This window comes from Sulfurovum sp. UBA12169 (genome assembly GCA_002742845.1).
Classification (GTDB): Bacteria; Campylobacterota; Campylobacteria; order Campylobacterales; family Sulfurovaceae; genus Sulfurovum.
The window spans coordinates 81,014-95,512 of the sequence record DLUH01000002.1; the positions used below are offsets into that span (position 1 = coordinate 81,014).

At 40.0% G+C, this 14,499-nt stretch carries 15 protein-coding genes and 1 tRNA gene; 1 reads left to right on the forward strand and 15 read right to left on the reverse strand.

Annotation, left to right across the window (positions count from 1 at the left end; translation table 11 throughout):
• Positions 1-35: 35 nt before the first annotated feature.
• The 14 genes from CFH81_04025 to fabD are packed head-to-tail and all read right to left on the reverse strand — an operon-like array spanning position 36 to position 13,475.
• Positions 36-1,136, reverse strand: a complete 1,101-nt coding sequence (locus CFH81_04025) for a 2-nitropropane dioxygenase (protein ID DAB40672.1) — start codon at positions 1,134-1,136, stop codon at positions 36-38.
• Positions 1,136-2,335 carry a tyrosine--tRNA ligase gene (locus CFH81_04030; protein DAB40673.1) on the reverse strand — a complete coding sequence of 400 codons (1,200 nt, stop codon included), beginning with the start codon at positions 2,333-2,335 and terminating at the stop codon, positions 1,136-1,138. Before CFH81_04030 ends, CFH81_04025 begins: the two co-directional genes overlap by 1 nt.
• Positions 2,336-2,352: 17 nt before the next feature.
• Positions 2,353-4,509, reverse strand: coding sequence for a bifunctional (p)ppGpp synthase/hydrolase (locus tag CFH81_04035; protein DAB40674.1), 2,157 nt, complete (start codon positions 4,507-4,509; stop codon positions 2,353-2,355).
• A gap of 5 nt (positions 4,510-4,514) precedes the next feature.
• Entirely contained in the window at positions 4,515-4,718 is a 204-nt protein-coding gene (locus CFH81_04040; protein ID DAB40675.1) for a DNA-directed RNA polymerase subunit omega, read from the reverse strand.
• A 23-nt stretch (positions 4,719-4,741) separates the two neighbouring features.
• Positions 4,742-5,449, reverse strand: coding sequence for a UMP kinase (locus CFH81_04045; protein ID DAB40676.1), 708 nt, complete (start codon positions 5,447-5,449; stop codon positions 4,742-4,744).
• A 58-nt stretch (positions 5,450-5,507) separates the two neighbouring features.
• Positions 5,508-6,806 carry a peptidase M24 gene (locus CFH81_04050; GenBank protein DAB40720.1) on the reverse strand — a complete coding sequence of 433 codons (1,299 nt, stop codon included), beginning with the start codon at positions 6,804-6,806 and terminating at the stop codon, positions 5,508-5,510.
• A gap of 8 nt (positions 6,807-6,814) precedes the next feature.
• Entirely contained in the window at positions 6,815-7,630 is an 816-nt protein-coding gene (locus CFH81_04055) for a cell division protein FtsX (GenBank protein ID DAB40677.1), read from the reverse strand.
• A complete protein-coding gene (locus tag CFH81_04060; GenBank protein ID DAB40678.1) occupies positions 7,617-8,291 on the reverse strand; it encodes an ABC transporter ATP-binding protein in 675 nt (224 codons plus the stop codon). Before CFH81_04060 ends, CFH81_04055 begins: the two co-directional genes overlap by 14 nt.
• Entirely contained in the window at positions 8,284-9,459 is a 1,176-nt protein-coding gene (locus CFH81_04065; GenBank protein ID DAB40679.1) for a tRNA (guanosine(46)-N7)-methyltransferase TrmB, read from the reverse strand. Before CFH81_04065 ends, CFH81_04060 begins: the two co-directional genes overlap by 8 nt.
• Before the next feature lie 10 nt (positions 9,460-9,469).
• Positions 9,470-10,135, reverse strand: a complete 666-nt coding sequence (locus tag CFH81_04070; protein ID DAB40680.1) for a hypothetical protein — start codon at positions 10,133-10,135, stop codon at positions 9,470-9,472.
• Complete coding sequence (locus tag CFH81_04075) at positions 10,086-11,045, reverse strand: RluA family pseudouridine synthase (protein ID DAB40721.1); 960 nt, start codon at positions 11,043-11,045, stop codon at positions 10,086-10,088. Before CFH81_04075 ends, CFH81_04070 begins: the two co-directional genes overlap by 50 nt.
• Positions 11,046-11,048: 3 nt before the next feature.
• Positions 11,049-11,852 (reverse strand): tRNA 2-thiocytidine(32) synthetase TtcA, encoded by an 804-nt coding sequence (locus CFH81_04080; GenBank protein DAB40681.1) that lies wholly within the window; start codon positions 11,850-11,852, stop codon positions 11,049-11,051.
• Positions 11,842-12,537 (reverse strand): 5'-methylthioadenosine/S-adenosylhomocysteine nucleosidase, encoded by a 696-nt coding sequence (locus CFH81_04085; GenBank protein ID DAB40682.1) that lies wholly within the window; start codon positions 12,535-12,537, stop codon positions 11,842-11,844. Before CFH81_04085 ends, CFH81_04080 begins: the two co-directional genes overlap by 11 nt.
• Positions 12,537-13,475, reverse strand: coding sequence for a [acyl-carrier-protein] S-malonyltransferase (gene fabD, locus CFH81_04090; protein ID DAB40683.1), 939 nt, complete (start codon positions 13,473-13,475; stop codon positions 12,537-12,539). The genes CFH81_04085 and fabD overlap by 1 nt, the downstream gene beginning before the upstream one ends.
• Positions 13,476-13,707: 232 nt before the next feature.
• Here fabD and CFH81_04095 point away from each other — a divergent pair, with 232 nt between their 5' ends.
• Positions 13,708-14,100: a hypothetical protein gene (locus tag CFH81_04095; GenBank protein DAB40684.1), complete on the forward strand. Its 393-nt coding sequence runs from the start codon at positions 13,708-13,710 to the stop codon at positions 14,098-14,100.
• Positions 14,101-14,343: 243 nt separating this feature from the next.
• On the opposite strand, the gene CFH81_04100 is transcribed toward CFH81_04095, so the two are convergent.
• Positions 14,344-14,421 (reverse strand) — tRNA-Pro (locus tag CFH81_04100).
• Between the last annotated feature and the right edge of the window lie 78 nt (positions 14,422-14,499).

Consider the following 14,499-nt stretch of genomic DNA (forward strand, 5'->3'; position numbering starts at 1 on the left):
CAATAAAGAGAAGAAAGATTTTTAAAAACTTCACTTTAGTCGTTTTCTCCCTCAACCAATTTATGCATCAGCTCTTTGACCGTGATGATCTCCTTGAGTTTATAGCCGTTTGTTCCGGTAAAAAAGAGTCCTTTTTCAATATCTCCATCATACGCATCGCTCAGTCTGTCTGCAATGCAGTATCCTACCACTTTGGCCTCCTCTCCATGATGACATGGGGCTACACAGTCGGAAATACAGACTATTTTGGGAGCTGTTTTTTTTTCTATCATTTTGTGAAGATTGGTTTTTACCCCCCGCGCAGGATACCCCACCGGAGATTTAAACAATTGGATATCCTCTTGTGATGCAGCGATGATAGTCTCTTTAAATTTTTGATGCGCATCACACTCTACCGTACCGATAAAACGCGTACCCATCTGCACACCGCTGGCACCCAGCTTCATCATTTTGACAATATCGTCATGGTCCCAAATACCCCCAGCAGCAATCACAGGAAAATCACCCCAGTTTTTTGCCTCCTCTATAACAGGCGGCAAAATCGCTTCAAGCTGATTTTCCGGCAAAAAACACTCGTCATATTTAAACCCCTGATGGCCGCCGCTTAACGGTCCCTCAACGATAACAGCATCAGGCAAACGATTGTGTGTCTTTTGCCATCTTTTGCACAATATCTTCAGCGCTTTGGCCGTTGAAACAATAGGCACCAAGGCAACATCAGGAAAATCTTTGGTACACTCCGGCAATGTCAAAGGCAGCCCTGCTCCTGTGATGATGATATTGGCACCTGCTTTACAAGAATCAATCACTACCTGTTTGTAATCATTGATTGCATAAAGTACATTGGCTGCCAACGGTTTGTCGCCGCAAATTTTCCTTGCATTTTCAAAAATCGCATGCAATGCCTTGGAGGAATAAAAATTAGCCGTACCGACGGGCCTGCCGTCTGCGGCTAATTTATCAGCATATATTCTATTTTTATAAACCCCTGTACCTATTGCGCTGACAACACCGAGTCCTCCTTCTTTTGAAACAGAGCCGGCAAGCTGGTCCCAAGAAACGCCTACTCCCATGCCGCCTTGAATAATGGGGATATCAATCGTATATTTTCCTATTTTTAATGGTTTAAATGCCATTAGTCTACCTTTACTTTTGCAAATTTTCTTTTCCCTACCTGCAGAATATACTCGCCGGTACTCAATATAAGCTGATCGTCGCTTATTTTTTCTTGGTTTATTCTAACAGCTCCTTGCTTAATATCTCTTCTTGCCTGTGACGTTGACGGTTCTATGCCGGCATCCACTAGTGCTTTGCATATCCAAATATTATTTTCTACCCCCACTTCCGGGATATCTTCGGGCAACATGTTGGCCTTAAACACATTGTCAAATGCTTCTTTGGCTTCCCGGGCTGCGTCTGCGTTATAAAATCTTTCGGTCAGCTCCAAAGCCAATGCTTCTTTGACTGCTTTAGGATGAAGCGTACCTTTTTCGACATCCTCTTTCATCTGCACAATTTCTGCAAGGGATTTTGCGCTCAAAAGTTCATAGTAGCGCCACATTAGCTCATCCGATATAGAGAGTGTCTTGGCATAAATATCTTTAGGATCTTCGGCAATTCCAATGTAGTTGCCCAATGATTTGCTCATTTTGTGCACCCCGTCAAGCCCTTCAAGAATCGGCATCATAAGAACCGCTTGCTCTTTGCCTGTGTGATAGGCGCGCTGCAAATGTCTTCCCATTAGAAGATTGAATTTTTGATCCGTTCCTCCTATTTCGATATCGCTTTTAAGCTCTACGCTATCGTATCCCTGAAGAAGCGGGTATAAAAATTCGGAGATAGAGATACTTTGTCCTCCCCTATAACGCTTTTCAAAATCATCACGCTCCAGCATTCTCGCCACATTAAACAGTGTTGCCAGCCCCACGAGTCCGCCGGCTCCCAGAGTATCAAGCCATTTCGAGTTAAATACCACATCGGTTTTAGAAGGATCAAGCACATTAAATACCTGATCCTGATAGGTCTTTGCATTTGCCATAATCGTTTCTTTATCAAGTACTTTTCTCGTTTCGCTTTTGCCCGTGGGATCACCAATGGTTGCAGTAAAATCGCCTATGAGCAATTGAACTCTTGCTCCATGATTTTGAAATATTCTAAGTTTTTGAAGCAATACCGTATGTCCCAGATGCAAATCTGCTCCCGTAGGATCAAAACCCGCTTTAACCGTGTAGGTTGTGCCATCTTCATAATATTTTCGAACCAATACTTCAATACGCTCTATATCTATAATTTCTGCTGTTCCTCTGCGTATCTCTTCTAATGCTTTTGCTACCATTGCCCTTCCTGTTTATATTATTTGTTGTTATATGCATCGTCTAAATTAATGATTTCTATAAGCTTGAAATTCTGTGAAATCTTTTCAGACAATATACTTTTTTTAGATTCGCTACTCTCAACTTCTATCTGACAATATTCTGCACTTTCGCTGCTTTGTATCCCCAATTCAATACTAATAACATTTAAATCCAGCTTTGTAAGTTTTCTCAGCAGATCCGCCAAGACGCCTTTTTGGTTTTGCAATCCAATCGTTAACCTATAGCGTGAAAGTTTTGATGTACGCCATTTTATAAAAACCATAGGCTCTTGCGCGATAATTTTTTCATACGCTTTTTTGCATAATTTATGATGAACAATTGCTTTGCCGTCTTTATAGAATGCAACTATCTGATCGCCCATTTTCGGGTGACAGCAATAGTCAAACTCTACACCGTCCAAAGTTTTATTTGTAAAAAAGATAAAATGCTCCATCTCTTTTTTGACAGGTTTTTTGTATCCTTTTTTAAGAAGTTCCCAAAAACGCACTTCACGGGCCCCCATGTAGTCTGCTGTTTTGCGTATAGCCTCTTTGAAATAATCAATTTGATTGGGCAATTTATACAATGTATCTTTCATTCCCAGCGCTTCTATCATCTCGTTGACGGTTTTGTTCTCCTGATGAAACAATGTTGCTAAAATATTATAAGCGCTTAATGTATCAGATTCTTTTATTCTGGCCCGACAATGGGTTCGTATCCCTTCTTGCGCTTTGGAAGTCTTAACAGTATCAACCCAGGAACAATGCAAATGGGGTCTGGTATCATCGATGATCTTAACGATATCCCCATTTTTCAACGTCGTCAAAAGAGAGGAGGGATGCTTATTGATCAATGCTTCTTTTGCATGAAGACCGATTTGAGAATGTATAGCATAGGCAAAATCCAAGGCCACCGATCCCTTGGGCAGCGTATAGTAGTCACCCTTGGGCGAAAAGACTGTTATGTCTTCTGAAAAAAGATCGCTTTTAGCAAGTTCATAAAACTCTTCAATCGATTCACTTTGATAGTTTAGACTCTCAAGCCATTCCAAATTTACTCTATCAGCGCCCTCTTTATACTTCCAGTGAGCTGCCACGCCAAATTCGGCAAGTTTATGCATTTTGGCAGTACGAATCTGCGCTTCAACAATACCCTCCTCATCAAAAAGTGTGGTATGTATCGTCTTATAGCCATTTTCTTTTGGCACAGCGATATAGTCTTTAAAGCGTGAAATAAGCGGTGTATAATTTAGATGCAGCAACCCCAGCACCCGGTAACACTCGATAGGCTCTTTTACAATAATGCGGATCGCTAAAAGATCCAAGACCTCATCGATACTTACTCCTTTGCGATGCATCTTTAGATAGATAGAATAATAATGCTTTACTCTGCCGATAACCTCAAATTCATCAGGCAAAAACCCATCTTTCTGGAGTACATTTTTAACTTTTTGAATAAAAGCATTCAGCTTAAAATGCAAATTTTGTGCATTGGATTTGATGTAATCATCTATCAGTTTGTAATCTTCAGGATAGATATAATAAAAGCTCAAATCTTCCAAGTAATTTTTCATACGCGCAATACCGAGTCTGTGTGCGATAGGTGCATATACAACTAACGTCTCTTCAGAAATACGCCTTTGCTTTTCCGGCCTCAGTGCATCAAGGGTAAGCATATTGTGCAATCTATCACAAAGTTTAATCACCAAGACACGGATATCTTTAATAGAAGCAATGAGCATTTTGCGGAAAGTAAGTGCGGAATTGATCAAGCGCTCATCTGAGCCTGAAGGAATAAGTTTTTCGTCTCTAATTTCAACAATTTTTGTCAAGCCTTCCACCATATGCACAACATCCAAACTGAATTCTTGCTGCAAGTCTTCAACACAATAATTGGTATCTTCAACCACATCATGCAACAAAGCTGCTTGCACCATTGTCTCATCATTGCTGACCATCGCAGTAATAGCTGCGACTAAAATGGGATGCACAATATAAGGCTGACCGCTTTTACGATTTTGGCCTTCATGTGCATTCAGGGCAAGATCCAATGCTTTGATCGTGGTAGTCGAAGGGGAAGGAATTTGTTCAAATAAAAGGGCTTTCGCCTCCTCTATCGTCTCTATCTCTTTCGCGCGAGAAAGAAAAACGTCCAAAATAATTAACCCTCTAGAGTGACTGTGATTTTACCTTCTGCTATCTCTTGAAGTGCAATATCGGTAAATTTCATCACAGAAGTTACTTCTATGCAGGGCTTTGCGCCTTTTGAAATCTCTTCAGCTCTTTTGCCTACGGCTTTTGCCAACAGATATTTATCAAAATCTACTTTTTCCAGAGCTTTTGCTGTAAGTTGTTCTGTTCTCATTATGTGATCCTTTTTTTCTTAGATTATTTAACAATCGAACAAAGACTCATATCGCCTTTGATAATAGCAAGCAGATTGCCTTTTTCGAACATGTTGCATACTACAATAGGCAATCCATTGTCTTTTGCCAAAGCAATTGCCGTATCATCCATTACCTTGATATGATCATTCATGGCCTGATCATAGGTAAGTGTATTGAGCTTGACTGCATCGGAAAACTTATTTGGATCTTTATCGTACACGCCATCAACTTTGGTTGCCTTGATAAGAAGTTCGGCTTCTATCTCGGAAGCCCTGAGTGTAGCTGCCGTATCGGTAGTAAAATAAGGATTTCCTGTTCCCCCTGCAAATATCACTACGCGGCCTTTTTCCAAATGTCTTCTGGCACGGCGCACAATAAACGCTTCACCTATCTCTTGCATATCTATGGCGGTTTGAAGTCTTGCTTCCAGTCCTATATGCTCCAAAGCTTCTTGTATCGCCACTCCGTTGATTACCGTAGCAAGCATTCCCATATAGTCACCGGATGTTCTTTTGATGATGCCATCGGCTGCAGCGGTTACACCTCGAACAATATTTCCGCCGCCTACAACAATACCGACTTCCACACCATTCTCAACAAGTTCTTTAATTTCACCTGCAATATATTTTAAGATTTTGGTATCGATGCCATACCCGTCTTCACCAGCTAATGCTTCACCAGAAAATTTTACCAATACACGTTTCGTCACAGATGCACCCCTTCTATTTTCGCGATTATATCCAAAAGAGGTTTAGGGGGGGTTTAAACTAAATTTGGATTAGCTTTAACGGATCAATATGTTTTGAATTTTTTGTCGCCTGAAAAACCAACTTGCTGTTTACTTTACCTAGCACATACCCCTTGATTACCTTGCGTCCCACTGTAATATTGGGAGCAATCTTTGAAAGACCGGCATAGACAGTATGCATTTTATCTCCATGCGCTACAACCACCACTTTTCCAAGCATGCTGCTTTCTCCGGCAAATACTACTTTTCCGTTAAGAACATTTTGCACTTTTGCATCCGAAGAAGGCGCCTGAAGCGTTACGGATTCGTTAAATATCTTTATCTTATAGATAGGATCCACATAGGTGCCAAACTTTTTGACAACCCGGGCACCCGAAAGCGGAGAGATTGTTTTTCCGCCGTTATACGCGTAGACCGAGGAGGCGCGATACGAAGCATTAAGATTTCTCACTTGGGTACTTTGTGTTTCTTCTGAAGATCTTATGTTGTCTGCTTTTTGTTTTGTTTGTTGTGCATCCGATCCTTTCAATGCCTGTTGTTCCCGCAATCGTTTTTTTCGTAATGTCTCAAGACGAATAGCTTCTTTTCTTGCCGCAGCACGTTTGCGAGCAGCTTCTACTTCTTGAGTGTGCAAAATATTGAGTTTCGCCAATGTTGCCCGAAGCGAACTTTGTTTCTCTTCTATTTGTTCTAGTTGTTTGTTATAATTTTTTTCGTCTTTGGACAATTTTTCAAGCAATCGCTTTTTTGCTAACTTTTTTTGTTCAAACTCTTGTCGTTTTTGGACAATTTTTTCCAATTCTTTTTTTGTTTTATTCTGCTGGACAAGAATATTTTGTTTTTTGGTTTTAAGCGATGAAATATCTGCTCTAAGTTTTTCCAGCTCTTTTGCATTATACTTTTTATAAACCTCATATACTTCGTACGCAATAACCGAATGCTCCGTCGGAGTGTGAAATTGTCTCATTGCAAAGATAACCGAAAACTGCTCGGAAAGCAAAGCAATAAAAGCTTTATGTTTCGCTTCTAATTCACTATTTGTTTTTTTAAAGGATTGCTCAGAGGTGCTTAAAACATTTTTGAGAGATTGATACTCTTTATTTGTTGCTTCTTTCTCGCGCCCAAGCTCTTCTATTTTTTTTTCAAGATACAAACTTTCTTGTTCGGCTTTTTTGATATCCTGTGCTATTTTTTCAAGTTGCCTGCTTGCTTGTTTTTTAGCAGAAACCGCAGCATTTAAATTTTTTTCAGAATCTTTGATCTTTGTTGTAGTTGAAGCACCATACGCCAATACAAAAGCGGTTACAACATACACCATAAAACATTTCACTCTTGCGCTCCTGCCGAAGAAAACACAACCGTATAAACAGCAAAAATAACAATCGCCACCGCCGTAGCCAACAAAATGGCAATGTCAGTTATCCTGAAAAGTGCCTCTTGATTTTGTACCATAATATCTATCCCGCTCTGTCCTGCCCACTGAAACTTCAAATACAAAAAGAGTGCACCTGTCATTATGGTCGCGATCAGTGCATCCAAAAGGGCCACCTTAAAAAGCACCCCGCTTCGAAGCATTAGAGGTGCCCCGAAAATTTCCATAATTTGCATACGTTCTTTGTGTGCATACTTCCAAATCTCCATCTGTTTGATAATTAAAAACAAACTGATAACACCCGTAAAAACAATAAATATTCTCAGTGTAAACTTGATGAAAGAAAAAAGTCTGTAACTGGAGCTATAACTGCTTCCAAAGGTTTCTACACTTTTAATTTTTTCATCTTTTTCAAGATCTTTTTTGATCTTTTCTAGATCCGAGGTGCTTACATAGCTATCTAACCTAACTGAATAAAAATAAGGCAATGCCTGCAATATCTCTTCGGCACTGCTTTTATTGATGCCTTTGGCAATTTGGGAAACAATACTTTCTCTTTTTATATTTTCACTGCTGTCTATATGGGCATTGAGTTGCTTGAGCTCTTCGAGTGTTATTGTTTTTTTTGCAACCACCAGCATGGAATACCCCTCTTTGAGTCCCTTTTCATACGAATCAGTCGTCCTGTCAAAGACAAGAAAAAACTCTATCCCTAAAAGAATTGCCATAAGCGGTAAAATAAACATAAGATGGTTTTTAATGAACTTCATATACACCCTTGCTTTCTATAATAAAATGTCTGTACGGTAAAGAAAAAATAGAAGGTATCTTATGGGTAACCACCAACACGGTTGTTTCAAGCTGCTGGCAGGCATTCTCCATAAGATCCCAAATCACATTGGAAGAATAATCATCAAGGTTACCCGTAGGTTCATCCGCCAATATCACAACCGGATTTTTGGACAATGCTCTTGCCACTCCGACTCGCTGCTGTTCTCCTCCGCTAAGCTCCATAGGATATTTGTCCGCATGCTCGGAAAGCTTGACATGCTTAAGAAGTCTTTGGGCCTGCGTATGCTGCACATCCATAGAATAACCTGCTATCATCAAAGGCAAAACCACATTTTTGGCTACAGTCCATTCGTTAATAAGCTTATAATCTTGAAAAATAATCCCCATATGGGTGCGCAAATCTTGCAATTTGCTTTGGCGTGCAGCTGCAAGATCAAGCCCTCCCACCACAAGGTTTCCTTCACTGGGCTTGATCTGTCCGTAAAGCGCCTTTAAAAGTGTTGATTTTCCTGAACCGCTTGGCCCGGTAATGAAAACAAAATCACCCTTTTTAATGTTGAAATTTGCATCTTTGATAATCTCTTTTTGGCCTTTATCGTAGGCCAAAGTAAGATGTGAGGCACTAATAACGTTAGACATAATTTAAATACTCCACTATTTTTTGATGTGCTTTAAGGTTGACCGTTGTCTTCACGGGACAAGAGACAAAATAACGGCAACCTTTCCTATCCGCCAAGATATATTTGTGCTCCGGCCTATCAAAACTTCCAAAAGCACATCTCATCAGAAGCCCCTCTTCTCCTATTTTGTAGATGCGTTCAAAATGTATAAAATAGTCTTCAAACACTATCGCATCTCCAATCAAACGCCTTTCCAAACCATGCGTGTATACGGTTTTATGGAAATCAAAATCGATCTGATGGACTCTAGGTTCATCTTCTTGCATACATTTAACATAGACATCGTAAATATCTTTTTCCTGCTTTCTCCATCTGGCCTCATATTTGCTTGTCACCTCAAGACGTTCATTTTTTCTTATCTCTACTTCTATTTTAGAAGCTGTAAAAAAAGTTTCCAATGCATACCAAAAATACTTATCGCTGTCTGTACGCAGCTCCAACCGTCCGCCTTTTCTAAGTACACGCATGGATTCATCCAAAAAACCTTTGCTGATCACCCTTCTGTGCGGTTTTTTGTCCCAAGGCACAGGAAAATGTACAAAAATTTGCTCACAAGCATTAGAGGGGAGCATCTCCAAAAAAAGTCTGGCATCATAATTGACAACCCAAATATTATGCAATCCCTGCAACTCTATCTGCTTTAGCACTTGTTGTGCCGATGGCGTATGAATCTCTATACCGATAAAAAGTGTATCGGGATGCATCTTAGCCTGATACAATAAATGACGGCCGCTTCCAAACCCTACCTCTACAGATATTTTTTCTTTAGGATAAACAATGCTTTCAAAATCTTCTATTTTTTTAAAATATTCTGATGAAAGCGGGGGTTTTGCATGATGCATAGCAATGTTTGAACTCAAAATCTCCAAATCTAGTCGCTTGGATACATAATCAAGCGCCTCTTTAAGAAGATTGACCTTCAATGGCCTTGTAACTTTATCGTATTTCAACAGATACGCTTTATCGTCAGGCTTAAGCTGGAGTAAAAATTCTTCATTCTTATACTCCACACCTAAAATTTCTTCGTTTCCCTGCAACGCTGTTGCGTGAAAACGAAGGAGAGCATCCTTGCCAATTTTTTCTTCTATTAATGAGGTATCAAATGGGGTTACTTTTAAATGTGGCATGCTTTTCTTCTTATAGTGAAATACTGGTTGTTTGACTGGTTTGAGCTTCAATTCCATCATAGCTTTTGGCAATGATACGGTATTGATAGGTGTGATTGCTTCTGACAAATATATCAATATACTCAGCCATCAATTGTCCTTTGGCCAGAGCGACATATTGCCATTCCCCTCCGTCCACCGATCTTTGGATAATGTATGCATTGATCCTTGGATCTGCATGAGGTTTCCATAGTACTTTTACGGCATCTGATGCAACCTTATACGCCTTAACGAAAGAAACCGGTCTAAAAGTCGGGCGTGTTTTTACATAAAGCACTTTACCGTGCCCAGATTCTTTACCTAAAGAAAAGGTCGTGAATGTATAGACATACTCTGTATTGGGAGATACCTGCGTATCTACAAAGTGTGTTGCATACCGATTGCTGATGCTCCCGATTTGCTTAAAACTTTGCTCTTTATTTTGAGGGGTGCCTCTATAAATATTTATTCCGCGCACGCGAGAATCTTCTATTTTTTGCCATTCAAAACCGACAGTGTTCATCGCAGGGAGCGCTTTGATTTGCGTAATTGTATTCAAAGAGGCATCTTTTTCGTAAATCATCAATCCCTGAACACTGCCGCACCCGCTAAATATCAATAAACTGGGCAGCCAAAGCAAGAGGGTTGATTTTTTCATCTATATCACCTTGATCAAAATTTTTAGACAGAAAGAGTTGCATATCTTCAAACAAAGGAGCAATAAACTCCATTTTCTGTCCACTGATAGGATGTGTGAGATATAATAAATATGCATGTAAATTAACTCGTGTTATTTTATCTCTTTTGCTCTTAAAACCGTATAAATCATCTCCAAGTATGTGTCTTCCTAGGCTGTTCAAATGGACTCTTATCTGATGGGTTCTGCCGGTAAAAAGTTTGGCAGCGATAAGCTCTATATCATGAGGAGAAGTGATAAGTTTAATAAATGCTGTTTTGGCACTTTTCCCGCCTGAGACAACATCCATTTTTAATCTGTTTCTAGGATTGCGGCCGATGGGTTTATCTATGATAATATTTTCTTTCAAAGGATAGTCTATCAATGCTAGATAATATCTTCCCATGCTTTTATCCTGGAGTTGAAGACTCAGTTTTTCATGAGCTTCGTTGGTCTTGGCTATCACAAGCGCCCCGGTGGTCTCCTTGTCAATGCGGTGGACAATGCCGTGACGCTCCTCTCCGCTGATAGTAGAGAGCGATATTCCTCTTTGTATAAGCCAGTCCACCAGCGTCGGCTCCTTGACCGAAGGAGCAGGATGCACGACAAGACCTGCGGGTTTATTGATGACCAGGAGGCAGTCGTCTTCATACAATACCTCCACGTCAAAATCCACCGTCACGGCTTCCTTTTTTTCTGCTTCCCTGAATGCATATGCCACTTCATCGCCCGTTTCAACCTTGAAACTGGTCCTGGCAATCACCTTGCCGTTGACGCTGACCAGCTCCTCTTTGATGAGTTTCTCCACCTGGTTGCGGCTGACATCCAACGCTTCAGCCAAAAACCTATCTAAGCGTTCGCTTTTTTTTACTGTTAAATTCCCGCGCTCCACCACTTAACTACTCACCAAAATATCATCCCTATCCCAGCGCTCCGGATCAAGGAAGGTCTCATCGTGGATATGTTTAAAAGATGCTTGGATGCGCTTAAAAAGCTCTTTATTTTCTTTTTCCATTCCTGAAAGCCACTCTTTGGTCTGGGCTCTGGCATAAGGCATTTTGACATTTTTCAGCATCGCAGGACATGCCTCGTCACCTATCGTCTGCAAATCATTCTCATCGGCAAAAGCCCTAAGCTGCGACTCTCTAACCTGTATCAAAGGACGAACAAGATGAAATCCTCTGCCCGTTTTATAAATCGGTGCCAAAGCACGCATTGTGCCATTATAAAACATATTCATAAAAAAACTCTCTACGGTGTCATCAAAATGATGTCCCAGAGCCACTTTATTAAAACCATTCTGCTCAGCAAAAGTATATAACGCTCCTCGTCTCATACGTGAAAAATAACTGCAATAAGAACTGTTTTCGCGAATCGTATCTTTGGAAACCTCAAAAATATTTGTATCAAATACCGTATGTTTAATGCCATACTCTTTGCAATGTTCTTCCAGATAAGTATAGTGCTCATCAGGCATTCCGTACCTCACCGTACACGCTTCAAACTCAAAATCAAAAGGTGCATGATGCTGCATATGCTTAAGCGCATGCACCAAAGCTAATGAATCTTTCCCTCCACTCAATCCCACCAACACCTTGTCCTCATGATTTATGAGTTTAAACTGGGCATTAGTTTTACCTATGAGTTTAAGAAGCTTTTTGCTCACTATAAGGCTTTTGCTCTTTTGATTATATTTCAATCCGACCCACCATTTCTAAAATAAAATCGGCACTTATTTTTGCAGAACTCTCCAAAAAAGTATCAAAATCAAATCCTGCATCCATATCCGCACTGTCGCTAATTGCTCTTAGAATAAAAAAAGGTACGTTAAGTGCATTACAGACTACGGCAACACTTGCACCCTCCATCTCTAGAGCATCTGCCTTAAAAGTTTCTCCTACCCACTCTTTACGTTCAGGGTTTGCTACAAACTGATCTCCTGTTGCAATTACACCCTCTTTAAGGATCAGCCCTTTTTCTTTGGCAACCGCTTTGGCAATATTTCGCAACGTTATATCCGTAGCAATACACACATCCCCTTCAGGCACATAACCAAAAGGATGCCCAAATGCCGTGATATCCAGATCATGCTGACACAGTCCGTCTGCAATAATTAAATCTCCGATTTTCAAATCATCACTAATTGCCCCGGCAACACCTGAAAAAAGCAATTTTTCACAATCAAATTTTTCTATCAGTATCGTTGCAGTTAAAGCAGCAAACACCTTTCCTATTTTTGAATAGGCCACCACCACTTCTTTATCGCCATAGAATCCTTCGTAATACGCATTTGCGGCATAAATACTCTCCTTGACATTACTGAGTTTAGTCAAAAGCGGCTCTATCTCTTCGGGCATTGCGCCCATAATGGCTATCTTTCCCATTAAAGCTCTCTGATTGCTTCAATCGTTGCTTTTAATGAAGCCATGTCCGAAACGTTAAAATGAGGTTTATTGGTTGCTTTTTTATTTAGACCTTTTAAAACGGCTCCGTGTCCAAACTCTATATAGCAGTCTACTTCATCATCTATGCTGGCAATAGATTGTTTGTATTTCACAGGTTCGACCAGTTGCTTAGGAAGAAGAGCCAGTGCCTCTGCTTTACTTGCATATTTTTGTGCGGTTACATTTGAAACCACAGGAGCAGTAAAAGTCTCTTTTAGCATCTCTTTGAGTTTCGCTCCAAGGGGTGCCGATGCGCTTTCAAGCAAAGGACAATGTGATGCCACAGACATATCCAAAAGCATCGCCCTTTTGGCATTGGCTTCCTTCAGGATAGGCACCAATGCTTCTAGATCTTTTTTGATTCCGGCAATCACGATTTGACCGTCTGCATTATAGTTCACCGGCCACACCTGAAACCCTGCATCTCTTTGTTCTTGACAAATTTTCTCTACAGTTTCATCATCCAGTCCCAAAGAAACCAACATGCCAACTTCTTGTTTGGCACATGCCTCAGCCATAAGTTTTCCTCTGAGATTCACCAACTCCACTGCATCTATTGCATCCAATGCGCCTACGGCTACCAACGCAGAAAATTCACCCAACGAGTGCCCTAATGCCAATACAGGCTTACTGTCTACCGCATCGGTAAAAAGTTTATGAGCAATTGCACTCACAAGCAAAATAGCAGGCTGCGTAAACTCTGTTTGGCCCAATTTGTCATTTTCTTTAAAAAGTAGTGTTTCAAAATCGATTCCGGTTCGCTCACTTGCTTTTGCAACCATCTCTTTGGCCACATCAGAATTGTTGAAAAAATCCTCTCCCATTCCAATAGCTTGAGACCCTTGTCCCGGAAATAAAAATGCACATTTAACTGCCATGAATATCCTTCAATATAATATAAATGTATTTTACCATGTTAAATTTATCCTTAGGATGAAATGAGCTTTTTGGCATAAAGAATAGCCATACACTAAAATATCTATAAGACTATTTTGAGAGCCCGGCCTGATTTTTTACTGCCTTTTGCCGATTTTAGCTTATCTTCAAGATTTTTATCTGCTTTTTAGTATCATTATGTGTTATAATTTTTATAAATAAAACAAAAAAAGGATGTTCCGAATGAGAATGAAAAATATCACACTTTATACATTGTTGACTACATCTGTGCTGTTTTCTCAATCAGAAGCAGTACTCTTTGACACACATTGCGCAGATTGTCATGCTACCATACTGGGTGTAAATGAAGCCGGCGGCAAAGTTACAAATGTATATGGTGCGCCGTATGCCAAGGATGTGATTGATAAGTTAAAAGCCGAAACCAAAACAAAAGAGGCGTTTGTCGAATTTATCAAAGATTACATCAACGAACCCGATAAAAGAAAATCACTCTACGGAGAAAAAGCCATTAAAAAGTTTGGCCTTATGCCATCACTCAAGGGTGTCATGACAGAGAGCGAGGTAAACGAATTAGCCGAGTATCTTTACCATAAGTATGACCAATAAATTTATGTTTATTTATTCCCTTTTAAACATACTTATCGTCTAACAGCAGGCATACTTTCTACTTATGTACCTACTTTTCAAAGGGAAGTTGTTATATTTATTATGATTTAACATTGTTTGCATTGAGAAGAGAGGTGCGCAGTGCTTGAGGTAGCAAATATTTTTTAGGCGGTGAAAATGGTATTAAAAATTTTTGGTATCTTACGTATTGGACTTTGTGAGATTTTTTGAAGTTTTAAGTTATGGTCGGAGTGACAGGACTTGAACCTGCGACCTCTATCACCCCAAGATAGCACGCTAGCCAGACTGCGCCACACCCCGATTTTGAAATGTAATTTTAAACAACAATTGCTAAAAAACAGATAAATATCACAGAGATGTACTTAAAATTTACCATTT